Origin of the sequence: Pseudaquabacterium terrae, from assembly GCF_013266755.1 — a bacterium.
Taxonomy (GTDB): domain Bacteria; phylum Pseudomonadota; class Gammaproteobacteria; order Burkholderiales; family Burkholderiaceae_C; genus Pseudaquabacterium; species Pseudaquabacterium terrae.
On sequence record NZ_JABRWJ010000013.1, the window covers coordinates 104,310 to 123,765 of the forward strand.

At 69.7% G+C, this 19,456-nt stretch carries 11 protein-coding genes and 1 pseudogene; 9 read left to right on the top strand and 3 right to left on the bottom strand.

What is annotated here, in order from left to right:
- Positions 1-45: 45 nt before the first annotated feature.
- From HLB44_RS32400 to HLB44_RS32430, 7 genes are all read left to right on the top strand, one after another.
- Complete coding sequence (locus tag HLB44_RS32400) at positions 46-1,428, top strand: MFS transporter (protein WP_173133423.1); 1,383 nt, start codon at positions 46-48, stop codon at positions 1,426-1,428.
- Between the two features lie 83 nt (positions 1,429-1,511).
- Positions 1,512-3,983: a glycoside hydrolase family 95 protein gene (locus tag HLB44_RS37630; RefSeq protein WP_173133426.1), complete on the top strand. Its 2,472-nt coding sequence runs from the start codon at positions 1,512-1,514 to the stop codon at positions 3,981-3,983.
- A 41-nt stretch (positions 3,984-4,024) separates the two neighbouring features.
- On the top strand, positions 4,025-5,611 hold the full coding sequence (locus HLB44_RS32410) for a family 43 glycosylhydrolase (RefSeq protein ID WP_246312595.1): 1,587 nt from the start codon (positions 4,025-4,027) through the stop codon (positions 5,609-5,611).
- 191 nt (positions 5,612-5,802) lie between these two features.
- Complete coding sequence (locus HLB44_RS32415; protein ID WP_173133432.1) at positions 5,803-7,344, top strand: alpha-N-arabinofuranosidase; 1,542 nt, start codon at positions 5,803-5,805, stop codon at positions 7,342-7,344.
- Between the two features lie 73 nt (positions 7,345-7,417).
- Positions 7,418-9,058 carry a glycoside hydrolase family 5 protein gene (locus HLB44_RS32420; protein WP_173133435.1) on the top strand — a complete coding sequence of 547 codons (1,641 nt, stop codon included), beginning with the start codon at positions 7,418-7,420 and terminating at the stop codon, positions 9,056-9,058.
- 11 nt (positions 9,059-9,069) lie between these two features.
- Positions 9,070-10,632 carry an alpha-L-fucosidase gene (locus tag HLB44_RS32425; RefSeq protein ID WP_173133439.1) on the top strand — a complete coding sequence of 521 codons (1,563 nt, stop codon included), beginning with the start codon at positions 9,070-9,072 and terminating at the stop codon, positions 10,630-10,632.
- A gap of 25 nt (positions 10,633-10,657) precedes the next feature.
- Positions 10,658-13,246, top strand: a complete 2,589-nt coding sequence (locus tag HLB44_RS32430) for a glycoside hydrolase family 2 protein (RefSeq protein WP_173133442.1) — start codon at positions 10,658-10,660, stop codon at positions 13,244-13,246.
- Between the two features lie 37 nt (positions 13,247-13,283).
- Here the strand turns inward: HLB44_RS32430 and HLB44_RS32435 are convergent, their stop codons facing one another.
- Together HLB44_RS32435 and HLB44_RS32440 are read right to left on the bottom strand one after the other, a co-directional pair.
- Entirely contained in the window at positions 13,284-13,697 is a 414-nt protein-coding gene (locus HLB44_RS32435) for an alpha/beta hydrolase (RefSeq protein WP_173133445.1), read from the bottom strand.
- 16 nt (positions 13,698-13,713) lie between these two features.
- Positions 13,714-14,472, bottom strand: a complete 759-nt coding sequence (locus HLB44_RS32440; RefSeq protein ID WP_173133449.1) for a PEP-CTERM sorting domain-containing protein — start codon at positions 14,470-14,472, stop codon at positions 13,714-13,716.
- Between the two features lie 86 nt (positions 14,473-14,558).
- On the opposite strand from HLB44_RS32440, the gene HLB44_RS32445 reads away from it, so the two are divergent.
- On the top strand, positions 14,559-14,768 hold the full coding sequence (locus tag HLB44_RS32445; RefSeq protein ID WP_173133452.1) for a hypothetical protein: 210 nt from the start codon (positions 14,559-14,561) through the stop codon (positions 14,766-14,768).
- A 138-nt stretch (positions 14,769-14,906) separates the two neighbouring features.
- Positions 14,907-15,904 (top strand): annotated as a pseudogene (locus HLB44_RS32450) (class I adenylate-forming enzyme family protein); the annotation flags it as partial.
- Between the two features lie 77 nt (positions 15,905-15,981).
- Here the strand turns inward: HLB44_RS32450 and HLB44_RS32455 are convergent.
- Positions 15,982-19,347, bottom strand: coding sequence for a triple tyrosine motif-containing protein (locus HLB44_RS32455; protein ID WP_173133455.1), 3,366 nt, complete (start codon positions 19,345-19,347; stop codon positions 15,982-15,984).
- Positions 19,348-19,456: the final 109 nt, after the last annotated feature.

Genomic DNA, 19,456 nt, shown 5'->3' on the forward strand with positions numbered 1-19,456 from the left:
GCCCCGATGCTGATGCCCGCCACCACCCGCACCGACCGGGTCCCCATGAGCCAGAAGGCCGGCTACGGCCTGGGCTCCTTCCTCGACATGTGGGGGCACTGGCTCTACTCGTCGTTCGCCTATTCGGTCTTCAACATCTTCCTCGGCGTCGCGCCTGGGCTCATCTCGACGGCGATGATGCTCAAGACGCTGATGGACGCGGCGTCCGACGCCGCGTTCGGTTGGCTGTCGGACAACACGCGCACGCGCTGGGGACGGCGGCGGCCGTTCATGCTCGTGGGCGGCGTGCTCGCCGGGATCGGGCTGCCGCTGCTGTTCGCCGTCGGCCGCGACTGGACCCAGACGCAGTACTTCATCTTCATGCTGGTGTCGCTGTTGATCTACGCGCCGGTGATGAGCTGCTTCAACATGCCCTGGGTCAGCCTCGGCGCGGAAATGACGCCCGACTACCACGAACGCACCGTCGTCTTCCAGGTCAAGAACGCGATCCAGAAGCTGCCCGAGCTGGGGCTGTTCGTGGCCGTGCAGTTCGCGACGCTGTCGATCTTCAACGGCTCCAACGGCAAGCCGGACGTCCTGCAGGGCGCCCAGGTCTACACAGCGATCCTCGGTGCGATCATGGTGGCGGTGTCGATCGCGATGTTCCTGCTGGTGCGGGAGCGCTACTACGAGAAAGTGGTGGTCACGCAGACCGCCAAGGTGCCGTTCCGCGACACGCTGTACCGCACACTGCGCAACAAGCCCTTCCGCACCCTGCTGTCGGCGATGATGGCCTACGGCATGGCCACCGCGATGGTCGGCACGCTCGGTTTCTACCTGACCGTCTACTACGTCTGCAAGGGTGACCTGGCGCTGGGCGGGCGCTGGAACTCCGCGATGGGCCTGTCGGGCATGGCGTTCGGCTTTGCCGGCATCTTCTTCTTCGGCGCCATTGCCAAGCGCTTCGGCAAGCGGGTCGGCATGATGGCGGTGCTGTCCGGCGCCATCGCCGCCTTCATCGGCGACTGGTTCTTCTACAACCCGGACTATCCGGTGCTGCAGCTCCTGGCCTCTGGCTGCGTGGCCTTCACCGGCGCCGGCTTCTGGACCATCTACGGCTCGATGCTCGCCGACGTCGTCGACCACGACGAACTGCAGACGGAGCAGCGCCGCGAGGGCTCGTTCTCGGCCTGCCAGTCATGGATCTCGCGCGCCGGCATGGCGCTCGGCAGCGGTGCCTCGGGCTGGATCCTGCAGTTCACTGGCTTCGATTCCCAGATCCAGGGGCCGCAGGACGAGAACGTCATCCTGGTGATGCGGCTGCTGATGTCCGGCGTGCCGGTGGTCGGCCTGTTGATCGCGCTGGTCCTCGTCTCGCGCTTCAAGCTCGACGAGGCGCGCGTGCACGAGATCCGGCTGCAGCTCGAAGCGCGTCGCGGCACGGTATGAGCGGCCGGACCGATCGGCGGCGCCGACGCCTGCGAAGTGCCGCGGCGTGACGGTCGGCGACCGCTGAACAACGACACTTCGCGATGAACCCCTTCGACACCACGCGCCGCGGCTTCGTCGCGAGCGCCGCGCTCGGCTCCACGCTGCTGTCGGCGCTGCCGGCCTGGGCGAGCAGCGGCGCAGCCAGGGTCGCCGATGATGCGCTGAGCCTCTGGTACGACCAGCCCGCCGGCCCCTGGATCGAGGCGCTGCCGGTGGGCAACGCCCGCCTGGGCGCAATGGTCTTCGGCCGCCCGGCACAGGAGCGGCTCCAGCTCAACATCGACACGCTCTACGGCGGCGGCCCGTATGTGCAGGACAACCCCGCCTTTCGCGAAGCGCTGCCCAAGGTCCGACAGCTGATCGAGCAGGCACGCTGGAAGGAAGCCAACGAGCTGGTGTCGGCGTCGCTGATGGGCAAGCCGCTGAAGCAGATGCCCTTCAGCAGCGCCGGCGACCTGATGCTCGACTTCCCCGGCGTCAGCGGCGCGGCGCGCTACCGCCGCAGCCTCGACCTCGACAGCGCCGTCGCCGTCACGAGCTTCATCGACGGCGGCGGCCGCCACCAGCGCGAGGCCTTCTGCAGCGTGCCCGATCAGGTGGCTGTGATCCGCCTCGAACTCGCAGGCGAAGGCACCATCGACCTCGACCTCGGCTATCGCCACGCCGACTACCAGCCCTACGGCGGCTTCGGCGACACGAAGCACGACGCACACGGCGTCGTCTACGTCGGTGCGCCCTGGAACCACCGCGAGTCGCTCAACGCCGAGAAGCGTCCCGGCTCACTGTCGATCCGCGCCGACGGCAGCGACGCGCTGCTGATCGAAGGTCGCAATGTCGCGGCCTTCGGCATTCCCGGCCAGCTGCGCTACGCGCTGCGCGTGCAGGCGGTGGGCGACGGCCGCATCGAGGCCGGCGGCGACCGGCTGCGCGTGCGCGGCGCGCGCCGGCTGACGCTGCTGATCGCGGGCGATACCAGCTACGTCAACTACCAGGATGTGAGCGGCGACCCCGTGGCCGCGGTGCGCCAGCGCACCGCCGCGGCGGCGCGCAAGCCGTACGACAAGCTGCGCGCCGACCACGTCCGCAGCCACCGCGCGCTGTTCCGCCGCCTGCACATCGACCTCGGCGGCCACGAGGCCGATGCGAAGCCCACGCACGCCCGCATCGCCGGCGTGCCGCGCGCGCCCGATGCGGCGCTGGCCGCGCTGTACGTGCAATATGCGCGTTATCTGCTCTTGTCGTGCTCGCGGCCCGGCAGCCAGCCCGCCAACCTGCAGGGTGTGTGGAACGAGGTCCTGCACCCGCCCTGGGAAGGCAAGTACACGATCAACATCAACACCGAGATGAACTACTGGCCTGCCGGGCCGGCGAATCTCGGCGAGTGCGTCGAGCCGCTGCTGAAGATGGTGGAGGACCTCGCGGTCACCGGCGCGCGCACCGCGCGCAACAGCTACGGCGCGCGCGGCTGGGTCACGCACCACAACACCGACCTGTGGCGCGCCACCGCGCCGCTGGACGGCCCGCTGTGGGGCATGTGGCCCACCGGCGGCGCATGGCTGTGCACGACGCTGTGGGAGTACTACCGCTACCAGCCCAGCCCCGCGCTGTTGCGCCGGCTGGCGCCGCTGCTGAAGGGCGCCTCACTGTTCTTCCTGGACACGCTGGTCGAGGACCCAAAGGGCCGCGGCCTCGTCACGTCGCCGTCGATCTCGCCCGAGAACGAGCATCACCCCCAGGTCGCGCTGTGCGCCGGCCCGGCGATGGACAGCCAGATCCTGCGCGACCTGTTCGACGCGACGCTCGAGGCGCAGTCCACGCTGGGCGATGCCGACCCCACGTTCGCCGAGGCCCTGCGCAGGGCGCGCGCGCGCCTGCCGGCCGACCGCATCGGTGCGCAGGGCCAGTTGCAGGAGTGGCTCGAAGACTGGGACGCGATCGCGGCCGATCAACAGCACCGCCATGTCTCGCACCTGTACGCGGTCTATCCGAGCGGCCAGGTCAACGTGCGCGACACGCCGGGACTGGTGCAGGCGGCGCGCGTGACGCTGAACGCCCGCGGCGACGAGAGCACCGGCTGGGCCACCGCGTGGCGGCTGGCGCTGTGGGCGCGGCTGGGCGACGGCGAGCGCGCCTACAAGATCCTGCAGGGCCTGCTGGGGCCGCAGCGCACCTACCCGAACATGTTCGACGCCCACCCACCGTTCCAGATCGACGGCAACTTCGGCGGCGCGGCCGGCATCCTGGAGATGATCGTGCAGTCCTGGGGCGGCGAGGTGCACCTGCTCGCCGCGCTGCCGCGCGCCTGGCCCCAGGGCCGGCTGCACGGGGTGCGGGCGCACGGCGGGCTGGAACTGGACGTCGATTGGCTGGGCGGGCAGCTCGACCGGTTGCGCCTGCGCGGGCCTGCGCGGGCCGCGGTCGCGCTGCGCTACCGAGGCCAGCTTCTGAAGCTGACGCTCGATGGACGCGGCCGCGCCCGCGTCGCGGCCGCTGACTTCAAGGCGCCGGCATGACGGACCGTCCAACGCTCCCTTCCAGCGCCCGGCGCCGAGCGATGAAAGCCGTGCTCGCCGGAGCGACCGGCGCAGCGGTGGTCCCGGCCACGGCCGCCGCGCCGTCGGCCGCGGCCCGCGCCGCCGCGCCCCGCTTCGGCCGCGGTGTCGAAGGCCAGCGCCAGGCCGACCTTGGCGACGGCACCTACCTCAACCCGATCGTGCCGGGCGACCACCCGGACCCGACGATCCTGAAGGACGGCGCCGACTACTACATGACCTTCTCGTCGTTCCAGTCGACGCCGGGTGCCGTGATCTGGCACTCGCGCGACCTGGTGAACTGGACGCCGATCACTGCCGCACTGCTGAAGCCGATCGGCACCGTCTGGGCGATGGACCTGGTCAAGCATGGCGGCCGCTACTTCCTGTACATCCCGGTGCTGCAGCCGAACCGCATCGCGACCTTCGTCGTGCACGCGGATCACATCCGCGGCCCCTGGAGCGAGCCGATCGACCTGGGCCTGGATGGCTGCATCGACCCCGGCCACATCGTCGGCGAGGACGGCAGGCGCTACCTGTTCGTCAACGGCTTCCGCCGCATCGGCCTCGCCGACGACGGCCTGTCCACCGTGGGCCGGCTCGAGCCTGCGCACACGCCGTGGCAGTACCCGCAGGACTGGGTGGTCGAGATGTTCGCGCCGGAGGGGCCGAAGCTGCTGCGCCGCGGCGACTGGTTCTACATGATCTCCGCGGTCGGCGGCACCAGCGGGCCGCCGACCAGCCACATGGTCACCGTGGCGCGCGCGCGATCGATCCACGGGCCGTGGCAGGACTGCCCCTTCAACCCGATCGTGCGCACGCGAAGCGCCGACGAGCCGTGGTGGTCGCGCGGCCATGCCAGCGTCGTCGAAGGCCCGGCCGGCGACTGGTGGATGGTCTACCACGGCTACGAGAACGGCTTTCGGACGCTGGGCCGGCAGACGCTGCTGGAGCCCATCGAGTGGACGGCCGACGGCTGGCTGCGTGCCAAGGGCGGCACGCTCGACCGCCCCTTGCGCAAGCCGCGGGGCGGCCAGGCCGGACCCGCGGGCCTGGCGCTGTCGGACGACTTCCGCGGCAGCCGCATCGGCCTGCAGTGGAGCTTTTTCGACGCTGCGCCGGACGAGCTCGCGCGCGCTCGCCACGGCGCCGACGGCCTCACGCTGCGCGGCAAGGGCAGCGGCCCGGCCGACTGCTCGCCGCTGACCTGCCTGGTGGGCGAGCGCAGCTACGAGGCGGAGCTGGACTTCGAAGTGAGCGGCCAGGCGGTGGGCGGCCTCGCGCTCTTCTACGACGCGCGCGGCTTCGTCGGCCTCGGCATCGGCGAAGGGCAGCTGCGCACCTGGCAGTACGGCCAGGAGCAGAGCTGGATGCGGCAGCCGGTGAACGGACAGCGGCACCGGCTGAAGGTCACCAACCGCGAGCACATCGTCACCTTCCACCACGCCGCCGGCGACGGTCCTTGGGTCCAGCACCCGTGGCAGATGGAGGTTTCCGGCTTCCATCAGAACGTCTTCGGCGGCTTCCTGAGCCTGCGCATCGCGCTGATCGCGGCCGGGCAGGGCGACGTGCGCCTCACCCGCTTCAGCTACCGCGGCCTCGGCACCTGAGGCCCGGCGCGCGGGTGCGTGCGCGCACGCCGCCTTCGCGCTTCGGTGTTTGCCCGAAGTTCATTGCTTCGACGACCGAACTAACATGGAGCAGCTCGCCGGACGCGGGTGTGTCCTGTCGCCGCAGCGCGATCGTCTCCCGTCCGGGGCGGTGCGGCAGCCCTCATTCAAATGTGTTCAAGGAACGATCGATGTCCCACCCGTGCCTCGATGCAGGCAAGAAACTGGCGCTCGCGGCCGTCATGGCCATGACGATCTCTTCGGCGGTCAACGCCGCCGATCCCGTGCAGGCGCGCCTGACCGTCGACGCCGAACCGGCCGGCCCGCGCATCGAGCCCGGTGTCTACGGCCACTTCGTCGAGCACGCCGGGCGTGGCGTCTACGAAGGCCTGTGGGTCGGCCCCGAATCGTCCATCCCCAACACCCGTGGCTGGCGCAACGACGTGGTCGGCGCGCTGCGCCAGGTCGGCGTGCCGGTGATGCGCTGGCCGGGCGGCTGCTTCGCCGACGACTACGACTGGCGCGACGGCATCGGCGAGCCCGCCAAGCGCCCGGTGCGTCCGAACCGCTGGTGGGGCGGGGTGGAGGACAACCGCGTCGGCACGCACGAGTTCATGGACCTGGCCGAGCAGATCGGCTCGGAGGTCTACATCGCCGCCAACATGGGCTCGATGCCGCCGCGGGCGATGAGCCATTGGCTGGAGTACATGACCGAAGGCGGCAAGACCACGCTGGCCGAGGAGCGCCGCCGCAACGGCCGCGACAAGCCGTGGAAGGTGAAGTACGTGGGCGTCGGCAACGAGAGCTGGGGCTGCGGCGGCAACATGCGCGGCGAATACCAGGCCGACCTGCACAACCAGTACGCCACTTTCCTGCGCGACGTGGTGCGCGTGGCGTCCGGCGACGGCCAGGGCAACGACCCGCTGATCGACGTGCTGATGGAGCGCTCCGGCCCGCATCTGGACGCGCTGACGCTGCACTACTACACGATGCCCGGCGACTGGTCGAAGAAGGGCGACGCCACCGGCTTCGATGCGCAGCAGTGGGCCAAGACGCTGAAGTCGGCGCTCGGCATCGAAGGGCGCATCGCCGCCGTCTCGCGCGTGATGGACAAGCGCGACGACAAGAAGCGCGTGGCGCTCTACGTCGACGAATGGGGCACCTGGTACGACACGCCGGCCGGCGCCAGCGCGCTGTGGCAGCAGAACTCGCTGCGCGACGCGATGGTGGCCGCGCTGTCGTTCAACGTCTTCCACCGCCACACCGCGCGGGTGAAGATGGCCAACATCGCGCAGATGGTGAACGTGCTGCAGGCGCTGGTGCTGACCGAAGGCCCGCGCATGGTGCTGACCCCCACCTACCACGCCTTCGACCTGTACCAGCCGTTCAAGGGCGCCACGCCGCTGAAGGCCACGCTGCAGGCGCCGCCCTTCCGCACCGGCGACGTGGAGCTGCCCTCGGTGGAGGCGAGCGTCGCCCGCGCCGCGGACGGCAGCACGCTGCTGGCGCTGGTGAACCTGGATCCGCAGCGCCCTGCGCGCGTGGCCACCAACCTCAAAGGCACGGCGCAAGGGCGCGTGCTGACCGCCGCGGCCATCGATGCGCACAACACAGTGGCCCGCCCGCAGGCCGTCGTGCCGGCGCCCTACAGCGCCCGCGCCGGTGCCCAGGGCCTGGCACTGGACCTGCCGCCCAAGTCCATCGTCGTCGTCAGCGTGCCGGCCGCGCGCTGACATCCCCTCGCCACCACGCCCGCTTCCGGAGGAGACAACCGTGCCGGGCGTCCTCAACCACGAAAGGTCGACCATGAGAACCTTGCTTGCGGGCCTGATCCTGGGCGCCGCCACCCTTGCCGCGCCCGCGGTGCAGGCGCAAAGCTGCGGCAGCGGCGGCGGTGCCAGCGTCTGCCTGATCGCCAACGGCCTGGCCGACAACATCCAGCTCGGCTGGACCGCGAGCGGCACGATCAAGTCGCTGGAGGTCTACCGCGACACCGATCCGAACCCGGTCGGCCGCAGCCGCATCGCCGTGCTGCCGGCCACGGCCACCAGCTTCACCGACCCCACCGCGGCCACCGGCACGCCGTACTGGTACTGGGTGCGGTTCGCCACCAGCGCCGGCAGCTACAACTCCGGTGCCGCCACCGCCACGCGCGGCACGGCCTGCCTGCCCACGGCGGTCACGCCGCTCGCGCAGGTCGGCGGAACGTGGATGCAGACCGATGCACCGGTGGTTCCCGCCGGCGCAAGCGCCGTGCTCGGCCCGCAGCCCGCCTCGGGCGGTTCGTGGTCGTGGAGCGGCTGCGGCACCGCGGGCACGGCGCGCCTGCAGACGATCACACCGGCGGCCGCTTGCAAGTCCAACGTCGTCTACACCAACAGCTGCGGCGCGAAGACGGCGCTGACCTTCAACGTCGCCGTCGCCGGCGTGATGCGCGACATCACGAGCCTGCAGCTGTCCAGGCTGATGTCGCCGGGCTGGAACGTCGGCAACTCGCTGGACGCGACGCCGAACGAAACCTCCTGGGGCAACCCGCTGATCAACCAGGCGCTGCTGAACGGCGTGAAGGCCGCCGGCTTCAAGAGCGTGCGCATCCCGGTCACCTGGACCACGCACGTCGATGCCAACGACAACATCCAGCCGCAGTGGATGGCGCGCGTGGCCGAGGTCGTCAAGTACGCGCGCAACGCCGGCCTGTACGTGATGATCAACCTGCACCACGAGGGCGGCTGGCTCGACAACGTCACCTACGACCAGCAGCCGGCGAACAACGCCCGCTTCGCCAAGCTGTGGACGCAGATCGCCGAGCACTTCAAGCACCACGACGACTACCTGCTGTTCGCCAGCCTCAACGAGGTGGGCAAGCAGAACGCGCCCTGGGGCGTGCCGCCGCAGCAGGAGTGGACCGATGTGCAGAACGGCTACCACCAGGTCTTCGTGAACGCCGTGCGCGCCACCGGCGGCAACAACGCCCGCCGCCATCTCGTCGTGCAGGGCTACTTCACGAATATCGACACCTCGTTCGACCGCGCGGTGCTGCCCACCGACACGATCGCCAACCGGCTGTTCTTCGAAGTGCACTACTACGACCCGTACAACTTCACCATCAACGGCGACGGCCAGATGTGGCAATGGGGCGCCACGGCCACCAACCCCACCGAGACCTGGGCCGACGAGCCCTGGGTCGATGCGCAGTTCGACAAGATGAAGGCCCGCTTCGTCGACCAGGGCGTGCCGGTGATCGTGGGCGAATACGGGGCCTACCTGAAGCCGAACTACCCGGGCATGGCGCCGTACCGCAAGGCCTGGGCGGAGTACGTCACGCGCTCGATGTCGCAGCGCGGCCTGGTGCCGATGTGGTGGGACACCGGCGAGATGATCGACCGCGTCACCGGTGCGCACAAGCTGCCGGACATGCTCAAAGTGCTCGTCGACAACGCCAAGTGAGCGGGAAGCCCATGACCGGCCTGAGCAAGCGCACCTTCCTGAGCACGCCGCTGCTGGCCGCCGCCGGCCTGGGCGCCGCGCGCGTCGCGCAGGCGCAAGGCTGCGCGCCCGTGGCACCCGGCCCGTACACGCCGCCGCCGCTGGCGTCCGGTCCGTTCACCCCCGCTGCCGAGTCGCTGCGCCAGCCTGCGATCCCGGCGTGGTACCGCGATGCCAAGCTCGGCATCTGGTCGCACTGGGGGCCGCAAGCGGTGCCCAGCCGCGGCGACTGGTACGCCCGCTTCATGTACGTGCCCGGCCACCCGCACTACGAGCACCACGTGAAGACCTATGGCCACCCCTCGGAGGTCGGCTACAAGGACATCATCAAGCGGTGGAAGGCCGAGCGCTTCGAGCCCGAGGCGCTGATGGACCGCTACGTCGCGGCGGGCGCCAAGTACTTCGTCTCGATGGGCGTGCACCACGACAACTTCGACCTGTGGAACTCCAGGCACCACCGCTGGAACGCCACCAAGGTCGGACCGATGCGCGACGTGGTCGGCGACTGGGGGCGCGCCGCGCGCAAGCGCGGGCTTCGCTTCGGCGTCTCGGAGCACCTGGGCGCCAGCCACAACTGGTGGTGGACCAGCCACCAGTGCGACCAGTTCTGGCCCAAGCTGGGCGTGGCCTACGACGGCGCCAAGCCGGAGAACGTCGACCTGTACCACGCGCCGCACGACACCCCGTACCTGAACCGCGGCGGCGACTGGTACACGACGAACCCGAAGTTCCACGAGATCTGGTACCGCCGCATGGTCGACCTGATCGACAGCCACCAGCCGGACCTGCTGTACTCCGACGGCGGCATCCCGTTCGGCGCGGTGGGGCGCTCCGTGGTGGCCCACCTGTACAACACCTCGGTGCGCCGCCACGGCGAGATGCAGGCGGTCTACAACCACAAGGCGCTCGGCTCCGGGGAATTCATCCGCGAGGTCGGTGCGCAGGACGTTGAACGCGGCGTGCTCGAAGGCATCAACCCGCTGCCGTGGCAGACCGACACCTCCAACGGCGACTGGTTCCACTCCGAGCACGATCACTACAAGACGCCGGCGCAGGTACTGACGATGCTGTGCGACATCGTCAGCAAGAACGGCAACATGCTGCTCAACGTGGTCCAGCGGGCCGACGGGACGCTGACGCCCGAGTCGGACCTGCTGATGACGGAGATGGCCGCGTGGATGAAGGTCAACGCCGAGGCGATCCACGGCACGCGGCCGTGGAAGACCCACGGCGAAGGTCCGACCGAGGCCGCCAGCGGCGCCTTCCAGGAGAACACGGCCTATACGCCGCAGGACATCCGCTTCACCACCCGGGGCGATGTGCTGTACGCGCTGACCCTGGGCGAGCCCAAGGGGGCCGTGAGGATCGCCTCGCTGCGCCAAGCTAACGCCCATGATGCGCGTCCCGTGCGCCGGGTCGAGCTGCTGGGGGCCGGGCCGCTGCGGTTCCGCCAGAGCGGCCAGGCACTGGAGGTCGACGTGCCCGAGCGTCTGCCGAGCCGCCATGTCAGTGCCTTGCGCATCGCGCTCGGCTGAAGGCCGACCCCCCACCTCCTCGACGATGAGACCGGTCCTGCGCCTGCTGCTGGCCGTGTGCGCCGGCCTGCTCACGGGCCTCGCGGGTGCGAGCAATCGCACCAGCGAGCCGATCAACCGCGACTGGACCTTCACGCTCGGTGATCCGCCGGGCGCGCAGGCGATCGACCACGACAGCGCCGGCTGGCGCCGCGTCGACCTGCCGCATTCGTTCTCGCAGCCGTACTTCCTGGGCACCGGCTTCTATGTCGGCCACGGCTGGTACCGCAAGGCCTTGCACGTGCCGGCTGCCGCGATCGGCAAGCGCATCACGCTGGAGTTCGACGGCGTGTTCCAGGACGCGGTGATCTGGGTCAACGGGCGGAAGGCGGGGCGCCATGTCGGCGGCTACACCGGCTTCAGCATCGACATCACGCCGCACGTCAAGGCCGGCCGCAACCTGCTGGCCGTGCACGTGAACAACCTGTGGAATGCGCGCGTGGCCCCGCGCGCGGGCGAGCACGTGTTCTCCGGCGGCATCTACCGCAACGTGCGCCTGGTGGTCACCGACCCCGTGCACGTGGCCTGGTACGGCACCTTCGTGACGACACCGCAGGTGTCCGACGAGCGGGCCTCGGTGCGCGTGCAGACGGAGGTGCGCAATCACCGCGCGGCCGAGGTCAGGGTCACGCTGGTCTCCGAGGTGCTGGACGCCGCCGGCCGGCGAATCGCGACGCTGCGCAGCACGCGCAAGGTGCCGGCTGCCGGCATGGCCACCGTTGACCAGACGCTGCCGCAGATCGCCCGGCCGCGGCTGTGGTCGCCCGAGCAGCCCACGCTGTACAAGCTGGTCAGCCGTCTTTCCGTCGCGGGCAAGCCCGTCGATCGCTTCGAGACGCCGTTCGGCATCCGCAGCCTCCAGTTCACCGCCGACAAGGGCTTCTTCCTCAACGGCAGGCACCTGTACATGGTCGGTGCCAACGTGCACCAGGACCAGGCCGGCTGGGGCGACGGCGTGACCGATGGCGCGGCGCGGCGCGACGTGCAGATGGTCAAGGACGCCGGCTTCAACTTCATCCGCGGCTCGCACTACCCGCACTCGCCGGCGTTCTCGAAGGCCACCGACGAGCTCGGCCTGCTGTTCTGGTCCGAGGCGCCGTTCTGGGGCATCGGCGGCTTCGGCGCCGATGGCAGCTGGCTGTCCAGCGCCTATCCGCCCGACCCGGCGGACCGGCCCGAATTCGAAGCCAGCGTGCTGCGGCAGGCGCAGGAGATGATCCGCATCCACCGCAATCATCCGTCGATCGTCGTCTGGAGCGCCAGCAACGAGCCGTTCTTCACGCTGGGCGATGCCATGGGCCCGATGCGCGAGTTCCTGAAGCGCCAGGTGGCCTTCATGCGCCAGCTGGACCCGACGCGGCCGGTGGCCATCGGCGGCGCGCAGCGCGGCGAGATCGACAAGCTGGGCGACATCGCCGGCTACAACGGCGACGGCGCCACGCTGTTCCTGAACCCGGGCGTTCCCTCGGTGGTGTCGGAGTATGGCTCGACGATGGTCGACCGGCCCGGCGCCTACGAGCCCGGCTTCGGGCTGATGCCCGACACCCCGGACCAGAAGGGCAGCACGAAGCCGTACGCGTGGCGCTACCCCTGGCGCGCGGGGGAGGCGCTGTGGTGCGCCTTCGACCATGGCTCGATTGCCTCGGTCGAGTTCGGCTCCATGGGCTTCATCGATTATTTCCGCCTGCCCAAGCGGCAGTACCACTGGTACCGCGAGCACTATCGCGGCGTGCCGCCGCCGGCGTGGCCGGTGGCCGGCAAGCCGGCGAAGCTGCACCTGGCCGCCAGCCAGCCGGTGATCCACGGCACCCAGGGGCTGGACGATGCGCAACTGGTCGTCACCGTGCAGGACGAGGCGGGCAGGGCGCTGAGCAACGCGCCCGACGTGACGCTCAGCATCGTCAGCGGCCCGGGCAAGTTCCCCACCGGCCGCAGCATCCACTTCAGCAACCAGTCGGTGATCGCCATCCGCGATGGCCAGGCGGCGATCAGTTTTCGCTCCTACTTCGCGGGCGAGACCCTCATCGAGGCCAGTTCCCCAGGGCTCGCGCCGGCCCGCCTCGCGATCACCACCACGGGGCCGGACCGCTTCGTGCCGGGCGAGTCGCCGCTGGCGCCGGACCAGCCGGTGGTCGTCTACCCGCCGATCCACCGCAAGGCGCTTGCCGACGATCCGATCAACGTCACCACCAGCCGCCCCACCGCCACCAGCGGCTCGGAACCCGGGCACGAGGCGCCGTTGGCCAACGACGGCCAGACGCAGACCTGGTGGCGTGCCAGCGCGACCGATGGCAGTGCGCACTGGGTGGCGCACCTCGAGAACGTCTACGCGCTGCACTGGTTGTCGCTGGTGATGCCGGACGATCGCGGGCCCGACTTCGTCGTCGAGATCAGTCAGGACGCCACCCGCTGGCGCCCGGTGGCCGAGGCCAAGGGCGGACGCAAGAGCCACGAGATCGCGCTCTTCGAGCCGCCGAACACCGCGGCTTTCCTGCGCATCCGCTTTCCCGCCGTCACGCCCGATCGGCCGGCCATGCTGAGCGAGGTGCGCGTGTTTGCCAAACCCAAGCCCTGACCCGCACGGCCTGGGGTCCTGCTCGGCAGGAGCCGGGTCAATGGAACAGGCGCTGCGAGAAGTGGTACAGGTTGTCGGCCCAGCTCTCGCGCACGGGGCCGTGCTCGTGGACGGTCCACACGTGCGGGATGCCGCGCTGCTGAAGCTGGCGGTGCAGGGCCTGCGGCACGCGGATCAGGCCGTCCTGTCGACCGCAAGAGAGGTACAGCAGCGCCAGATGGCGCCGCACGGCGTCCGCATCGGGCAGCAACTGCGCCGCTGTGCGCGTGTTGGGCGCCGGCGAGAAGCCGCCCACCCAGGCGAAGCGGTCGAGGTGGGCGAGGCCGACATTCAGCGCCTGGCCGCCCCCCATCGACAAGCCGGCGATGGCACGCATCCGGCGGTCGCTGGCGGCAGCGTAGTTCGCCTCGACGCTGACGCGGCCGGGTACCGTCGACCGGGACGCGTCCATGAGAGGTCAGGCGCGGTCAGCGGCCCCGGTGGCGACGCATCAGGCCGACCATGCCCAGTCCGGTCAGCAGCATGGCGAAGCTGCCGGGTTCGGGCACCGTGTTCGGAGCATCGGTCTCGGCCGAGGCCGCCAGGCCGATGCGCATGCGGGCCCAGCCCGTCGCGCCGGGATTGGTCCAGCTGGCCGAGAGCGTCATCGGGCCGGCGTAGGGGCCGCTCGTCGCGTCGACGAAGGCCTCCGCATAGTTGAGCGGCTCGCAGATGTCGGTGGTGAAGTCGGTGCTGCACAGTTCGATGTAGGCATTGGCCTGCGCGATGTCGCCATCGGCGAAGAGCTCCGTCAGCGTCGTGGACAGCGTGATCGTGGCGTTGCCGCCGACCATGATGTAGCCGTCGAAGACCTGCGCGAAGGCCCAGCCGGTGTGGCCTGCATCGGCCGCTGTTTCGGCGCTCGCCGCCACGCCGTCGAGCAGGTTGCCGCCGGTGGCCGCACCGATGTTGGCCTTCGCGAACGAGCTCGCGTCGATCACCGTGGCGTCGTAGGGGGCGCCGTGCCAGCCGCTCGCGCTGTCGGCCAAGGACGGGTTCTCGAGCGCTGCTGCCGTCGACGACGTGGGCTGCAGCCAGTTCTGGTCGTGCGGCAGCCAATACCATCCCTCGCCGCCGTTCACCGACAGGGCCAGGTTGGAGACGCCCACCTTGGCGATGCCGGCGGCTGCGAGTTGGGAAGCTGCCAGCAAGGCGGCCCCGAGGGCGAATTGGAAGCGTTTGCGCATGCGGGTCTCCGTGGGTCGATATTTGATTAGTGCAGAGCACGAATTTAAGTCAGTAACAACAGTTCCCGAACTGCGGCTTTCCCTAGATGCACTTTGCCTATGCCCAAGCCAAGCTGGCGCGCAGCCACCTGACCGCCGGGCAAGGCGCGCGGCTGTCGGTGCTGTTGAAGAACGAAGGCTCGCGTGAGGCGGCCGAGGTGGTGCAGGTCTATGCCCGGCGCTCCGGCGCCATGGCGCCATGGCGCCGGAGCGCACCCTGGCAGGTCACGGGGCGTGCCGAGCTGCCGCCGTTTTGAGAGAGGGCGCCACATCAGCGCCGCTCCTGGGTCGGTGATCCGGATCAAGCCCTCGAGCGCACGCGCCACCTTCTCGTGGGCCGGCAGTGCGTCGTCGAGCCCGTCGAGCACCGTGAAGCAGGCGGCCGTGGGTTCCCAGTCACCCGGTCCGGCGCTGCGGCACCGCCCGTGACGGTGGACATGGACGACGTCGCGCTGATGACCTACACCTCGGGCACCACGGGGCTGCCCAAGGGCGCGATGCTCACCTACGGCAACGCCCTCTTCAAGAGCGCGGCGGCGGCCGATTGCGCAGGCGTGCAGGCGAGCGACGTGCTGCTCGCCGTCGCGCCGCTGTACCACATCGCGGGCATGGTGGCGGGCGTGAACGTACCGGTGTTGAAGGGTGCGACCAGCGTGCTCTTCTACCGTTTCGATCCCGTGGCCACCTTGCAGGCGATCGAGCGGCATCGCATCACCAACTGGTACGGCATCGCCCCGATGAACGTGGCCTGCATGCAGGTGCCGGGCGCGAAAGACCACGATCTGTCCAGCCTGCGGATCAGCTCGGTCACCAGCTTCGGCATCAGCTTCACCGAGTCGCTCGCCATGCAGTGGCGCGCGCATGCGCCGAACTGTCAGTCGTTCGAATCGGGCGCATTCTCGATCCCGACACCGGATCACCCGTTCCCACGGGCCAGCAGGGCGAGATCGTGCTTCGCAGTCCCGGCGTCTTCAAGGGTTACTGGAACAATCCCGAGGGCACGGCGAGAACGCTGCGCAACGGTTGGGTGCACACCGGCGACATGGGGTCCCTCGACGCGGACGGTTATCTCACCTTCACCGGACGGATCAAGGAGATGATCAAGGTGTCGGGCTATCCGGTCTTCCCGGAGGAGGTGGAAGGCATCCTCGTCAAGCATCCTGCCGTGGCGCAGGCGGCCGTGATCGGTGTGCCGGACGCCACCAAGGGCGAGGTGGTCCGGGCCTTCATCGTGCGCAAGCCCGGGCGCGAGCTCGACGCGGATTCGCTCATGGCGTGGGCGCGCGACAACATGTCGGCCTGCAAGGTGCCGCGCGAGGTGCGCTTCGTCGAGCAGCTTCCCGCCACGGGCGCGGGCAAGGTGTTGCGCCGGCTGCTCAGGGACCTGCGCTGAGTGCACGTGCCGATCGAACTCGAGGCGAAGGTCGACGGCAGTAGGGAAAGGCGAGGGCGTCTGTGCGTGGGGCTGCCTCAGGTGTCCTTGCCTTGCCGGTCGGCGTTCTGCGAGGGCGCGCGCTCGCGCCGGAGTGCATGCCACCAATGCCGCGTATGCGCGGCCGCATCGTAGGCGTTGCGGCCGGGCACCCTGAGCGCCACCTCGGTGCCGCGTCCGTTCGCGCTTCGGACCTCCAACTGCCCACCGATGACGACGGCGCGCTCGCGCATGCCTGGCAACCCGAAGTGGCTGACTGGCTGCCGGCCCTCGAGCGTCGCTGCGTCGATGCCTTTGCCGTCGTCGACGATCGTCAGCCGGAACTGCCGCACGCCGTAGTGCAGCGTGACCGCGATGTGCCGTGCGTCGGCGTGGTGGAAGCTGTTGCGCAGCGCCTCTGCTGCGATGCGGCACGCTTCCTCGCGCACGACCGGGTTCAAGCCACGCGACGCTCCGTCGACCGCGACGCCGATGACTGGGGCGGTGGCCGCTGCATGCTCCTTGGTCAAGTCGGCTCCGATGGCAGCGATCGCCTCGGCGAGATCGTTGACCTCGACGTTGGCGGCCCGCAGACCCTGCACGGCGTCACGCCCTTCGGCGATCGCCGCCGCTGCACGGTCCAGAGCGAGCTCGAGCCGCTGTTTCGCTTCGAGCGGCCGCTCCGGCAGGACGTTCATTGCCGCACGGAACCACAGCAGCGATGCCTGATATGTCTGCAGCAGCGTGTCGTGCAGCTCGCGCGCGATGCGCGCACGCTCGCCGAGCCGCGCATAGAGCGCGATCTCGAACCGGCGGTGCAACTGGCGCACGCGCAAGCGGTACGCGAGCCAGAGCGCAGTGAGCAGCAATGCGGCGACCAGGATCCGGAAGGACCATGTCGCGTACCAGGGCGGCGGAACGCGGACCTTCAGCGCCAGCGCGCTCTCGTCCCAGTCTCCTCGCGCGCCTCGGGCCTGGACCAGGAACGTGTAGTCGCCGGTCGGCAGCATCGTGTACGTCGCGCTGCGCCGGGCGCTGTCCGTCTCGTTCCATTTCGCTTCGAACCCTTCGAGCCGGTACCGATAGCGCGTGCGCTGCGGATCGACGTAGTTCAAGGCGGCGAAGTCGAACGACACGATGCTGTCCGATTCCAGCTCCAGCGATGCGGCGGACCAGATGGGCTGCTTCAGCGGCCCGCTCCCCGGCAGCACCGGCTCGCCGAACAGGCGGAAATCGGTGAGGAACACCGGCGGCGCTCGCCCGCGCTCGACGACCTGACCGGGGGAGAACGCCACCAGCCCCTTCTGCGAGCCGAAGAACATCTCTCCGCTCGCGCTCTTGACGGCAACCACGGGGTTGGCGAACCGATCGGTCAACAGGCCATCCGACGCGTGATAGTTCGTGAAAGACGCGGTGCGCGGATCGAAGCGCGACAGCCCGTTCGGGGTGCTCAGCCACAGGCGTCCGTCGTCTTCTTCCAGGATGCCGAGGACGGTGTCCGCGGGCAGTCCGGAGCGCGAGCCGAACGACGTGAACGTGGCGTCGCGGGGATCGAGCTTGCCCAAGCCGCGGAACGTCGCGGCCCACACCGTGCCCGCGCGGTCGACGTGAACCGAATGGACTCGGTTGTGGCCGGGCGGATGCGCGGCGCGCAGCTCGGCATCGAAGGCCCGGAAGGTGCCCGTGCGAGGATCGAAACGCTGTACGCCGCGTGAGGCCGTCGCCAGCCACAGGGCACCGCTCGCGTCCTCCGCGATCGAGCGGTACTGGACCAGACCTTTCGGTTGTGGCCGGAAGGTCGAGAAGTCCTCCGTCGCGGGCTCCCAGCGGCTCAGGCCGAAGTCCGTCGCGATCCACAGGCTGCCGCCACGACCGACTCGCAGCGCCGTGATCCGGTTGTGGTTCAGCGATCGCGGATTGGATGCATCGTGGACGAACGTCGTGTACCGGCCCGCACGCGGATCGAAGCGAACGAGACCGTTGCCGTGCGTGCCCAGCCACAGGTGGCCGGAGAGGTCCTTCGCGATCGCGCTGACCCCTTGGTTGAAGACTGGCTGGTCGATCTGCGCGACCTGTTCCGACGTGCGGTCCACCCGGTTCAAGCCGCGGTCCGTGCCGATCCACAGCATGTCGGGATCTTCCGCGTAGGCCGCGGTCACCGCGCCTTTGCCGAGGCTCTGCGGGACGGCCTGCTGGTGGCGGTACGACCGGAAGCGCGGACGCTCGGTGTCGAAGCGGTAGACCGCCCCTGCCTTCGTCGTCGACCAGAAGCGCCCATCGCGATCCCTGAACACGCCGACGACGAGGTCGTCGCGCAAGCCGTCGGGATCGTCCGGGTTGCTCTGGTACCAGATCGCCTGGTTGCGGTCTGGCGTCAGCTTCACGAGGCCGAGCTTGTGGGTGCCGAGCCAGAGCGCCCGGTCGTGATCCTCCTGGATCGAGACCACACCGGAAGAGGCGTTCGGCGCCACGCCGCCATCCCGGAACGCATAGACCGTCACCTGGCCGCTGGTCACATCCACCGCGGCCAGATCGCCGCCGGAGGACAGGCCGAACCACAGCGTTCCGCTGCTGTCCTGGAACGGCCGCGATGGAAAGCCCGTGCAGACGAACCGGCGCCCCGAAGGCGTCTGCAGCCTGTTGTGGCGGGTGACCTTGCCCGAGCGCCGGTCGAGTGCGTAGAGCCCCTCGCTGCTGGTGATCCACAGCGTGCCGTCTTTCACGGCAAGCATCGCGATGACGCGCGTCTCGCCGACCGCGGGCGTATGGCGCGGCCGATGACACGTCGTCTTCGACGTGACCGGATCCAGGGCCGTCACGCCGTCGTCCGTCGCGAGCCAGATCATGCCCTCCTGATCCTCGACGATGTCGTGGGCGATCGCGACGGTGCCGCAAGCCTCGTTCGGCGAACGGTATTGCGTGAAGCTGCCGGTCTCGGGGTCGTACCGATTAAGGGAGTCGTCGGCACCGATCCACAGTCGGCCGTTGCGGTCCGTGGCCAGCGATTGGCCGATGATGTGGCCGACGCCCTGCGAGCGGTGTCCCTCGGGCACCTTCATGAATCCGTAGCCGTCGTAGCGCCGCAAGCCGTCGGCGGCGCTCAGCCAGAGAAAGCCGTACCGGTCCTGCGCCAGCCGTTGCAGCGCGAGCGGTGCGGAGGGCGCCTGCAGCCGGTGAAACTGGATCGGTGCGCCCGCGACGAGCGCAACCTCGACGACGGCGATGTCCTGCGATCGGGCGAACCCGCAGGTCGCGAGCGACGCGATCAGGGCCGAGAACAGCGCAACGAAGCGACGGCTCCATCTCTTCATACACCGTACCTCTCCGCCTTCCGGCAGCGTCGGTTCCGCGAGCGGCGGAACGAGCGCGTCGACGGCGACCGCAATCTTCGGCGAAGTCGGAGGCGCGATGACCAGCGCGACCACCGCCCTTGCCGCATCGGGATCGAATTCTATGGCTCTGCCCGGCGGACTGCCCCCGGGTGGCGGGAGTACAGTACGCCCGCAACGGCCCTCTCGGAGCCCCCGTACGGGC